The organism is Desulfurellaceae bacterium (assembly GCA_021296095.1).
Lineage (GTDB): Bacteria > Desulfobacterota > Binatia > Bin18 > Bin18 > JAAXHF01.
Map to the genome: position 1 here is coordinate 1 of JAGWBB010000085.1, position 11059 is coordinate 11059.

The following is an 11059-nucleotide window of genomic DNA, read 5'->3' on the forward strand; positions in this document are numbered from 1 at the left end:
GCATCCTGTGGTCCTCCGCCCTCGGCTGCTATCACACGACCGCTCCAATGGCTACAACCTATCGTGAACCACTCTAGTCCTCTGGGAATTATACGAGAAAGGTGTCGTTGACATTGCTCTCGGAAGCGGGCCGCCGCTTCCGGTGGGTCATGTTGTCCGTAGTCTCCCGCATGTAGCTCAATTGTGATCGGGCCTCGTCTTCGATCAACGCGTCTGAGAAACTCGCCCAGAGGCTGCCTGTATCTCTCTTGGTAGGGGTCGAAGTGCGGATCGACAAACAGTATCCTTGCTGCGCATCGGAGCATCGGAGCAACACAATCCGCCATCTCTCTCGCCTGTCGTTGAATGGGGACACCTATCGGCGCTTCCCAATGTTGACAAGGCGGAACCCAGGTGACTTGTCTGCACGTAATCACCATGACTTGTACCTCTATCTCACGAGGATTGCGTGAAAGGGATGACGCGCATGTTCTTTCTCTGCATTATCGAGCCAAGTAAGATTCTCGTCCCAGGGACATCCCGACCGGTCAACCGCAGCTTGGGTAACGGCCTGCATCTCCCCGGGCTGCTGGCCGAGGTGGCGCGGCACTATCTGGGACGGGCGCTCGACGAGACGGGAGGCAACAAGTCGGCGGCCTGCAAGCTGGTCGGACTCCCCAACTATCAGACCTTCACCAACTGGCTGAAAAAATACGGGGTAGGGGTCTGAGAGCCTCTGCCCGCGCCGGGAAGGAGAAAGACTATGCCATCTTCTCTGCATACGACCCACGACATGCTGACCTTGTTCCGGCAAGAGCTGGAGCTGTGCCAGGTCACGACCGGACAAAAAGTCGTCGTCCTGTCTGAAGCCGAACAGGCCACCGACTATGCGGCGGCGTTTCTGATTGCGGCCCGTGAGCTGGGGGCGGATGTGTTTAACCTCAACCTGCCGTCCGGTCGCAGTCTGAACCTGGCGGCAAAAGCCTCTGAGGTCGGAACCAACGCCCTGAGCGGTAATCGGGCGGCGATCGACGCGCTCAAACGCGCCGATCTGGTGGTCGATCTGATCTTTCTGCTGTTCTCCAAGGAGCAGCTTGAGATTCAGGCCGCCGGCACGCGCATCCTGCTTGTGGCTGAGCCGTTTGAGGTCTTGTCGCGCCTCTTTCCCACGCCGCAGCTGCGAGAGCGGGTTGAGGCGGGCGAGGCGCGCCTGGCCAAGGCTCAGCATCTCCGTTTTACCAACCCGGCCGGAACGGACGTGAGCTATAGGCTGGGACAGTATCCGGTCCTGACCGAGTACGGCTTCACCGATACGCCCGGCCGCTGGGATCATTGGCCGGGCGGTTTTCTGGCCACCCAGGGCGCCGATGCGGGGGTGGATGGAAAAGTGGTCATGGCCAGGGCGATATTCTGTTCCCGTTCAACAGATACGTCCAAGAACCAATTGAATTCACGATTCGTGAGGGCATGATTGTGGACATTGCGGGGGGCTTTGACGCCATGCTGGTCCGCGACTATATGGCCGGCTTTCACGATCCCAAGGCGTATGCCGTTTCTCACATCGGCTGGGGCTTGAACGAGCTGGCCCGCTGGGATTATCTGGCCAGCGGCGCGCCGACGCTGGGCATGGACGGTCGGTCGTTCTACGGCAATGTCCTGTTCTCGACCGGTCCGAATACCGAGCTGGGCGGAACGAATGACACGGCCTGTCATATGGATCTGCCGATGAAGGGCTGTAGCCTGTACCTGGACGATGAGCTGATCGTCAAAGCCGGCCAGCTGATACCTGAGGACATGCGGGCGGCGAATCGCTGACAAGGGGTCGGAGCTGCCTCACTCGCTGACCTTGTCCGCTCGGGCTCGGTCGAGCATGGCCAACACCCGCTCGGGGCTCAGCGGCAGGCTGTTGACCCGCACGCCAAACGGGCGCAGGGCATCGGCCACGGCGTTGGCAATCGCGGCCGGCGGGGCAATCGCGCCGGCCTCTCCCATGCCCTTGATGCCGCTCGGCACATAGGGCGAGGGGCTCTCAAGGTGGGCGATCTCGACCTGGGGCACGTCGGCTGCGGTGGGAATCAGATAGTCCAGCAAGGTCCCGGTCAGCAACTGCCCGTTTTCGTCGTAGACGGCGTGCTCGTACAGGGCCATGCCAATGCCCTGGGCCACCCCGCCCTGGATCTGGCCTTCAACAATGAGCGGGTTGAGCATGGTGCCGCAGTCTTCGACCACGATGTAGCGCAGCAACGTGACCTGGCCGGTCTCGGTATCGACCTCGACGCTGGCGACGTGGGTCGCGTTGGAGTGGGTGGCGGCCGGCGGTTCGTAGCGGCTGGTGGCCTGGAGCTGGGCGGGCAGACCGCCGGCCAACTCGGCCAGGGTCACGACCTGGATACCGTCCTGGCGGCGCACGATGACGCCCTCGACAAGGTCGAGATCCTCGGGCGGGATTTCGCTCAAACGCGAGGCTGCCTCAAAAATATCCGTGCGCAGCTGCTTGGATGCAATCGCAATTGCCCCGCCGCTGACCACCGCCGACCGGCTGCCCCAGGTGCCCCAGCCGTCGGGCACGACTGCGGTATCGCCCTGAATAACCCTGATCGCCGCCAGGGGTACGCCCAACTCGTCGGCGGTCATCTGGGCCAGGGTCGTCTGATGTCCCTGACCGTGGGCGGTGGTCCCGGTCAGGACGCTGACCATGCCGTCGGTTTCGACGCGGATGGTTACTCCCTCGTCGCCGCCGACATCCAGACCCGAGGACTGCATGACCTCGGAGCCGGGGGCGGTGCCCTCGATATAGCTGGCGATACCCACCCCGAGGGAGCGCCCGGCTTGACGCGCCCGCTCCTGCCGGGCGCGGAAGTCCTGGTAGCCAAGGATATCGAGCGCCTTTTGCAGGGCTTCGCGGTGGCTGCCGCTCTCGATCTCCGAGCCGATGATATTTGTGTAGGGGTGGTCCTCGTTGCGGATCATATTGCGCAGCCGGAGTTCGGCCGGGTCGATGCCGAGTTGCTCGGCCGCCATGTCGATCAGCCGTTCCATGGTCAGCACGGCAATCGGCAGACCCACCCCCCGGTAGGCGCCGATGGGGGCCTTATTGGTCGCCACGGCCTTGGTCTCGACCTGAAAGGCGGAAATTTTATACGGTCCGGGAATCGAGAAGGCGGCGTGCGAGACCTCAAACGACGAACTCCACGGATAGGTCGAATAGCCGCCCGCGTCGCTGAGAAAACGGCCCCGAAAGCCAAGAATCGTGCCGCCCTGGGTCAGGGCAAGTTCGGCCTCGACAATCTGATGCTTGGCGTGCAGCGAGGCCGACAGGTGCTCGCGCCGGTCCTCGATCCACTTGACCGGTCGGCCCAGCCGGCGGGCCGCATAGGCGGTCAGTATCTCTTCCGGAAAGGTGCTGGCCTTGAGACCAAAGCCACCCCCGACATCGGGCGCAATAACCCGTAGCTGCTGTTCGGGCAGGCCGAGCAGGTCGGATAGGCTGGAGCGCAGGACGTGCGGCACCTGGGTGGATGACCAGACGCTCAGGCTGTCGGTGCTCGCCTCATATTGGGCCACGCAGCCGCGGGTCTCCATGGGCAGGGCCATATGCCGGGCGGTGGTGAAGCGCTCGCTGACCACACACTCGGCGGCCTCAAACACGCCGTCCACCTCGCCAATCGTGGCCGCACCGGTCTCCATCAGATTGTCCGGCCACTCCTCATGGACCAGGGGCGCGTCGGGTTCCAGGGCCTGTTCCGGGTCCCAGACGGCGTCGAGCGGCTCGTAGTCCACCTCGATCAAGGCGGCGGCGTCCTCGGCGATATAGCGGTCGGTGGCCACCACTGCGGCAACCAGGTCGCCGACCAGACGGACCTTGGTCTGGGCCAGCACCGGCCAGTCGCACGACTTGTAGGTCGGGTTTTTGTCGGGATCAAACTCGACCCGCATGGGCTTGATCGCGTCGGCGATGTCCGCCCCGGTCAGCACGGCCAGCACGCCCGGATGAGTCTGGGCCGCGCTGATGTCAAGTTGACTGATGCGGGCGTGGGCGTACGGGCTGCGGCAAAAGGCCAGGGCTACGCAGTCCGGCAGCGCCAGATCGTCAACATACTCGGTTTGGCCCAGCAGCACGCGCGGGTCTTCCACCCGGCGGACCTCGGCGCCGACCATTTTTCCTGTGCCGCCATCTGCCATACTGACCTCCGTTGTGGCGTGGTGTGGGCATACTACGTCCGGGCTTGCTGCGGTGCAAGCGCGCGGCTCGTGTCACACGTGGGCCAGAGCCGGTATGCGGGGAGGGGGCGGATGTCAGTCCAGCAGTGGTGTCTCAGTTTGAAAATGCTCACTCCGTCTCATCTACAGCGTCCTGGCCCGGCCGTTGAATTGACACGGACAAGCCGGGTCTGCATGATTGGCCGGTGTGGGCTCCACCATCGCATCGGCACGGAGTTTTTTCGCAACACCCGGAATAAGGAGAAGGGCTATGACCACGACTGTCACCACCAGCTATGGACAACTCCGAGGCACCGACCAGGGAGGCTCGCTGGCCTTCAAGGGCATTCCGTTTGCCGCCCCGCCGGTCGGCGAGCGCCGTTTTGCACCGCCCGCACCGCCCCACAAATGGGACGGGGTGCGGGACGCCGGCCAGTTCGGAGCGACCTCCCTACAGGTTCCCAACGAAAGCCTCACCGGCCTGCTGCCCGACCTCATTCCTGAAGAGACCCAGGCCGAGGACTGCCTGTACCTCAACGTCTGGACTCCGGCGCTTGACGGGGCCAAACGGCCGGTCCTGTTCTGGATTCATGGCGGGGCGTTCACCATGGGCTCGGGCTCGCCGCCGCTATACGACGGCAGCCATCTGGCCGAACGCGGCGACGTGGTGGTGGTCACCATCAACTATCGTCTCGGCGCCCTGGGCTTTCTGTGTCTGGCCGACGGGGTGGGCGAGGCACGGACAAACTTTGGTCTGTTGGACCAGATCCAGGCGCTGTCATGGGTCCGGGACGAAATTGCCAGTTTTGGCGGCGATCCCGACAACATCACGATTTTTGGCGAATCGGCCGGCGGCATGAGCGTCAGCAGCGTGCTCGTCTCGCCCCTGGCCCGGGGACTGTTTCAACGCGCCATTCCACAGAGTGGCGCCGGCCATCACGCCCTGTCACTCGAAACCGCAGGCGAAACCGCCCGTCGCTTTGCCGACCTTGTCGGGGTCGGGCTGGACGATCTCCAAGCCCTGCGCAGCCTGCCCGTCGCCTCAATCCTGGAGGCTCAGGCCGCGCTTGAGCAAGAGCTGTTCAACGGCCTGAGCCAGGGCCGCCCGCCCGAGATGCCCTTTCTGCCGGTGATTGATGGACACGTGCTGAGCATGTTGCCGATTGAGGCGGTGCGGGCCGGTCATGCCGCAGACATCTCGATTCTGATCGGCACGACCGGTGAGGAGTCGAAGCTGATGACCGGCATGGTTGGCGGGCTGGAGCTGTCCGACGAGGCCCTGGCCATTGCCTGCGCCGGACGGGTGACCTCGCCCGAGGACATTGCGACCGGGGTGCGGGTGCGCGACACCTACCGCCAGGCCCGAGCCGCCCGGGGTGAGCCAGCCAGCAACCACGACGTGTATGTGGCGGTGGATACGGACTATGTATTCCGTATTCCGGCCGACCGCCTGGCCGAGGCCCAGACCGCCCACACCAGTCAGGTGTACGCCTACCGGCTGGACTGGCAGTCGCCGCTCAAGGGGCTGGGCGCCTGTCACGCCCTGGACCTGCCGTTTGTGTTTGGCACCCAGGCCCAGCCGGGCATTGCCGATTTCGCCGGCCCGGGCGCAACACCGCTGGCCGAGAAAATCATGGACGCCTGGATTGCCTTTGCCCGTAGCGGCGATCCGAGCACCGGAGACTTGGCCTGGCCCAGATTCGAGGCTGCCACACGCTCGACCATGCTGCTCGACGCCGAGTGTCGGGTGGTCGAGCAGCCCCGCGAGCAGGAGCGTCTGTGCTGGGAGGGCAGGCGGTAAGTCTGATGCTGGATGATGAATGGGGGAGAGACGGTCGTCTCTCCCGTCGCGCTGTGCTCATCACAACGGGTGTGGATCGGGGCCTCGGGGGTTCACGCGCTCCGGCGTAACAGCTCGGCCAAGGCTTGGCTCTGGCGGTCCAGCGCCTGACCCTGGCGGTCCAGCGCCTGACCCTGGCGGTCCAGCGCCTGGCCGATTTGCCGTAACGCTTGGCCCTGGTCCCGCTGGTTGGTCTCCATGATGTCGAGCTGGCGGTTGCGTTCCTCGGAGGCCCTGCCCATCTGGCGCAAGCCCCACCCAATCATAACCAGCTGACCGACGCCGACCGCGACCTGTGCCCAGGTAGCGATGAGTGGCTGTTCCATCCTGTTCTCTCTACCAAAAAACCGGAGATTTTTCCCCCTCTCATTACGTTACACGATGCGGTATTTCTCGGCGAGTTGGGTGGCTTGGGTGGTGCCGATGAATTCGTTGAACTCCTTCCACGATGGACCACGCTCGGAGAAGTTGGCGATAGTGCCCGAGTCCTTGAGTTCCCTGAGCATGTCCCGGGCGGCCACATAGGCCAGGAACAGGCTCTGGACCGGATAGATGGCGACCTTGAGGCCGGCGGCTTCGAGCTCGGCTTTGGGCGTGTCGATGACCACGTTGAGCAGCGGTTTGGGCAGCGCCTCGGCCGTCTGCTTCGTGTCTTCGAGACGGAGATAAGGCAGGAACAGGAGGTCGGCCCCGGCTTCGGCGTAGGCCGTGGCCCGTTGTATCGCATCGTCGAGGGAGGTCACGCCGATGGCGTCGGAGCGGGCAATAATCACAAAATCGGGGTCGGTGCGCGCGTCGGCCATGGCTTTGATCCGGTCCGCAGCCTGTTCCACCGCGCACAGCCGGTCCTTATGGCCGGTGAAATGCTTGCCCGGGATCAAATCCTCCACATGCATGCCGGCGATGCCAGCCTGCTCGGCCAGGCGTATCGTCCGGCGGGCGTTGAGCGGCGTGCCGCCGGCGTCGTCAATATCGGAGATAATGGGAATATCGACTGCGGCCGCAACGTCTTGGGCGCGTCTCAGCAGCTCGGTCATGCTGATCAGCGAATGATCCGGAATGCCCAGCATACTGGCCGAGGTGGCAAAGCCGCTCAGATACAGAGCCTCGAAGCCCTGGGCTTCGATGAGACGGGCGGTCATCACATCGTGGGCGCCGGGAGCGAGCAGCAGGCCGGGCCGGTCTAGCAGCTGTCGGAGTCGTGTCGTGCCGTTCATGCCGTGTCCCTCCGCGTCTAGCCGAGCTGCTCGTGGACGAAGGTAATGATCTTGTCAATCGCTTGTTGAGAGGCCGGCGCGTCGGGCTTGCGAATGGCAAAGCCCTCGGCCTCGCCCTCGAACAGCTCGAGCTGGACCTGACCGCCGGCCGCGCGGTAGTGCTCGACAAACCGGTCGAGGTCGGGTCGGGGGTGGGCTTTGTCTTCGGTGCCCTGGATGTACAGGACCGGCGGCAGTTCGGCCTCCTCGCCGCGTTCCAGGGCCAGCACCGGGTTGCCCTCGGCCATGGCCTGCTCGGTCTTCCAGTACTTGTCGTGCAGGGGGATGACGAGGTCGGCCAGCTCGGGGTAGGGTTTGCCGCCGGCGACGAGTTTCTTGGCGTAGTGATAGCGCGCCAGCGGGTCGATGACCGGCCAGCACGGAATCAGGCACTGCACCCGGGCATCCACGACCATCGAACCGGCCGGCAGGGGCAGGGCCGAGTAGCGGGCGTCGTGGGGTCGCATGCCGAGCAGCACGGCCTGGTGCGCACCGCTAGAGCTGCCCAGGATGCCGACCTTATCGGGCCGACTGCCCAGGCTTCCGGCCTGGGTCTTGAACCAGCGGATGGCATAGTTGATATCGACCAGCGAGCCGGGGTAGGAGGCGTCGGGCGGAACCCGAAAGTCAAGCGCGGCGACGACCACCCCGCTGTGTGCCAGCGGTTCGTTGATCGGCGTGTCCATCAGCCGGTCGCCCAGACACCAGGCCCCGCCGTGGAGTTCGATAATCAGTGGAAAGGGCCCGCTGCCGCGCGGTTTGAACACGCGGGCCAGCAGCGGCTTGTCGCCGTGGCGCAGGTATTCAACATCTTCGACGTCTATGTCGTAGGCTGGCTTACTCATCGTCTCCCCCCTTGGCTGGGTGTTCGTGTGTCAGGCTGTGATACAGTTCGGGCCGACGGTCGGGCAGAAAATCCCACTTGGCTTTCAGGCTGTCGATCGCATCCAGCTCGACGGTCGCCACCACCAGTTCGTCACCGTCGGTTTCGGCCTTGGCCAGCACCTGGCCGGTCGGGGCGATGACTTCGCTGCCCCCGATGTACTCCAGGCCGTTCTCGGTCCCGGCCTTGCCGGCCGCGACAATGAACAGCTGGTTCTCAATCGCGGCGGCGCGCAGCAGGATTTCGGCCGTTTCGTGGGCGGCGGCGCGCGGCTGGCCAAAGGTCGGGGTGTTATACGGGATGCAGATCAACTCGGCCCCACCCAGGGCCAGGGCGCGGTAGGCCTCCGAGAAGCGCCGGTCATAGCAGATCAGGCTGCCGAACTGGACCTTGGGCAGGGCGGTGACCGGAAAGCCGAGGTCGCCCGGCGTAAAATAGCGCTTTTCAAAAATATCGGGTCCCTCCCAGCGCGGCTCAACCACGCCGGGAATATGGGCTTTGCGGTATTTATGGACCAGCCCGCCCTGGGGGTCGATCAGAGCCGCGCAGTTATGGACCTGGCCGTTGTCGCGCTCGGCATACGGCAACAGCCAGTGCAGACCGGCCTGCCCGGCGGCGGCGAACAGCGCCTGGGTCTGGGCCGGCGGAAAGCTCGTCTCCACAAAACCGTGCCACGACTCCCGCACCTGCGTCGCAAAGTAGGGGCTGAGCGACAGTTCGGGAAAGGTCAGCAGCTCGACCTCGCGTCGCCCGGCTTCTTCCATCAGGCCCACCATGCGCTCCACGGTGTGGGCTTTGTCCGCGGAGCTGGGACCGAGCTGAGCGGCCGCCACAGTCAGAGTCCGATTCATCCTGTCCTCCTTTGCCGGCTGTCCGGCGGGTGGCTACACCACCGGCCGCGAGATCACATCCCCGGACACCCGCCGCTTGAGCCAGCGGCCGTCGGTCGAGCTGCCGACCAGTTTGCCGTCCTCGACGATGACCTTGCCCCGCAGCAGGGTCATGACCGGCCAGCCCTGGCTGGCAAAGCCCTCCCAGATGCTGTAGTCGGAGTTGGCGTGCAGGTCGTCGAGGCTGATGGTCTTGTGCAGCGCCGGATCGAGCACCACCAGGTCGGCGTCGCTGCCGGGCTGAATCGCCCCCTTCTGCGGGTAGAGCCCGAGCAGCCTGGCCGCGTTGGCCGAGGTAATATCCACAAAGCGTTGCAGCGCCATGTTGCGCTCGGCCACAAACTTGGTGTAGGCCACCGGGATGCGGGTTTCGATCCCGTTGTGGCCGCCGCACACCGTTTCGATGGCATCGCCCCACAGCTTAGGGCCCTTATGGGTGGTGTATTCGTCGGTGGCGGTGGTGGCCAGCCGGCCGTCCATCAGGCCGGCAATCAGCGCGTCGCGGTCGTCGGCAAACTTGATCGCCGGGTAGGTGTGAATGGCGGTGCCGCCGGGCTTTTTATAGTCTTCGCAGGTGAACTCCAGGTAGTTGTGCAGGGCTTCGCCGTACACCGGCTGGCCGGCCGCGCGCGCCTCGGCAATGGCCGCCACGCCCTCCTTGGCCGTGGTATGCACAAAGTAAATCCCGGTGCCGCTGTGCTGGGCCAGCCGGATCACATGTCGGAAGGCCAGATCCTCGGACAGGTTGTTGTGCACCAGATGCAGATTATAGCCCTGGGCGCGGTTCTCGCGCTTGAGCTTCTCGGTCATGTAGCGCACAATCTCATCCTCTTCGGCATGCACGGCCATGATGCCGCCGTGCTTGGCCACCTCGGCAAAGATAGCTGACAGCTGGCCGTAGGGCACCCGAATGGGATGGAAGGTGGTGAAGATCTTGAAGCTGGCCACGCCCTCCTGCACGGCCTCGCCGATTTCGCCGATGGTCTCCGGCGCCACCTCACCGGCCAGAATATAGTGGAAGGTATAGTCGGTGTAGGCGTGGGTCCGAAACACGTCACGGCGTTCTTCGAGCACGCTCATGATCGACTTGGCCGGCGCGTCGCCCTTGTCCTCGAAACTCAGGTCGCCGGCAAAATCGACAATCGTCGTCACCCCGCCAAAGGCGGCCGCCCGACTGGCGTCCTGGGGTGGTTGGGTCATGATGTCGGGCTGGCCGGACCACTCGCTGGGCACCGGAATGCCGATATGGGCGTGGGGTTCGATGCCGCCCGGAATGACGATCTTGCCCGTCGCGTCAATCTCCCGCCCGGCGTCGGCAGCCAGGCTGCCCGACCAGCCGACGGCGGCAATTTTCTCGCCCTGAATACCGATATCCATCTCCCCGACGGCCTGGGGAGTGACCACCTGTCCGCCTTTGATAACAAGATCGAGCATGACTCCCTCCTGGTGTGCTTCACGCGTTGTCCGTTGTCCCGATTGGCGCTTTTGAAAAATCCCAGGCCTGGATTTTCTTGGGTATGATCTTGGTCACCACCCGGCCGACGTTGTCCTTGAACAGCTGGCTGTGTTCGATGCCGGGTTGGGAGAACAGCTCGCGGTAGGACTCCAGGGTGAAGCCGAGTGCCCCGTCGCGGCTGGACAGCGGATAGCGGCTGCCGATCATCGCCACCACCTGTTCGGGCCGATACTCGCCCTGCCACGGACCGGCCTCGATCGTGACCGTTTGTTCCGAGCCGACTGCGGTCAGCTCGGCCTCACCGGTGATGATCACCGCCTTGGCCAGATTGCTGCGCATGCCCATCAGCGGTCGGTCGTCCATGTCGATCGCCAGCGAACAGCGCGGGTTGTGGCGCAGATGTTTGCAGGGTTTGCGGGTGTGGGTCAGCGCCATGTACACACAGCGCCCGTCCCAGTAGTACCACAGCGGGCTCACGTGCGGGTAACCGTCGGGGCCGATGGTGGCCAGCCGGGCGACCCAGCGACCCGACAGGAAGTCGTCAATCTCTTCCTG

The 11059-nt window shown here is 64.4% G+C and carries 11 protein-coding genes; 4 read left to right on the plus strand and 7 right to left on the minus strand.

The genetic code is table 11. The features are described 5' to 3' along the window. The first annotated feature begins 448 nt into the window (after positions 1-448). The 3 genes from J4F42_17670 to J4F42_17680 are packed head-to-tail and all read left to right on the plus strand — an operon-like array spanning position 449 to position 1794. On the plus strand, positions 449-709 hold the full coding sequence (locus tag J4F42_17670; GenBank protein MCE2487347.1) for a hypothetical protein: 261 nt from the start codon (positions 449-451) through the stop codon (positions 707-709). 33 nt (positions 710-742) lie between these two features. Continuing rightward, positions 743-1450, plus strand: a complete 708-nt coding sequence (locus J4F42_17675) for a hypothetical protein (GenBank protein ID MCE2487348.1) — start codon at positions 743-745, stop codon at positions 1448-1450. After that, the gene (locus tag J4F42_17680; GenBank protein MCE2487349.1) at positions 1447-1794 is read left to right on the plus strand and encodes a hypothetical protein; all 348 of its coding nucleotides are present in this window, start codon (positions 1447-1449) and stop codon (positions 1792-1794) included. The genes J4F42_17675 and J4F42_17680 overlap by 4 nt, the downstream gene beginning before the upstream one ends. Positions 1795-1812: 18 nt before the next feature. Here J4F42_17680 and J4F42_17685 read toward each other — a convergent pair whose 3' ends face one another. Next, positions 1813-4161 (minus strand): xanthine dehydrogenase family protein, encoded by a 2349-nt coding sequence (locus tag J4F42_17685; GenBank protein ID MCE2487350.1) that lies wholly within the window; start codon positions 4159-4161, stop codon positions 1813-1815. A 289-nt stretch (positions 4162-4450) separates the two neighbouring features. On the opposite strand from J4F42_17685, the gene J4F42_17690 reads away from it, so the two are divergent. Next, the gene (locus J4F42_17690; GenBank protein MCE2487351.1) at positions 4451-5980 is read left to right on the plus strand and encodes a carboxylesterase family protein; all 1530 of its coding nucleotides are present in this window, start codon (positions 4451-4453) and stop codon (positions 5978-5980) included. Positions 5981-6072: 92 nt separating this feature from the next. Here the strand turns inward: J4F42_17690 and J4F42_17695 are convergent, their stop codons facing one another. From J4F42_17695 to J4F42_17720, 6 genes are all read right to left on the minus strand, one after another. Further along, the gene (locus J4F42_17695) at positions 6073-6345 is read right to left on the minus strand and encodes a hypothetical protein (GenBank protein ID MCE2487352.1); all 273 of its coding nucleotides are present in this window, start codon (positions 6343-6345) and stop codon (positions 6073-6075) included. Positions 6346-6393: 48 nt separating this feature from the next. Beyond that, positions 6394-7236 (minus strand): isocitrate lyase/phosphoenolpyruvate mutase family protein, encoded by an 843-nt coding sequence (locus J4F42_17700; GenBank protein MCE2487353.1) that lies wholly within the window; start codon positions 7234-7236, stop codon positions 6394-6396. Between the two features lie 17 nt (positions 7237-7253). Then, a complete protein-coding gene (locus J4F42_17705) occupies positions 7254-8120 on the minus strand; it encodes an alpha/beta hydrolase (protein MCE2487354.1) in 867 nt (288 codons plus the stop codon). Then, a complete protein-coding gene (locus tag J4F42_17710) occupies positions 8113-9009 on the minus strand; it encodes a hypothetical protein (GenBank protein MCE2487355.1) in 897 nt (298 codons plus the stop codon). The genes J4F42_17705 and J4F42_17710 overlap by 8 nt, the downstream gene beginning before the upstream one ends. 33 nt (positions 9010-9042) lie before the next feature. Continuing rightward, positions 9043-10482, minus strand: coding sequence for an amidohydrolase family protein (locus tag J4F42_17715; GenBank protein ID MCE2487356.1), 1440 nt, complete (start codon positions 10480-10482; stop codon positions 9043-9045). Between the two features lie 19 nt (positions 10483-10501). Next, positions 10502-11059, minus strand: a 558-nt coding sequence (locus J4F42_17720; GenBank protein MCE2487357.1) for a pyridoxamine 5'-phosphate oxidase family protein, incomplete at its 5' end; no start/stop codon positions are given.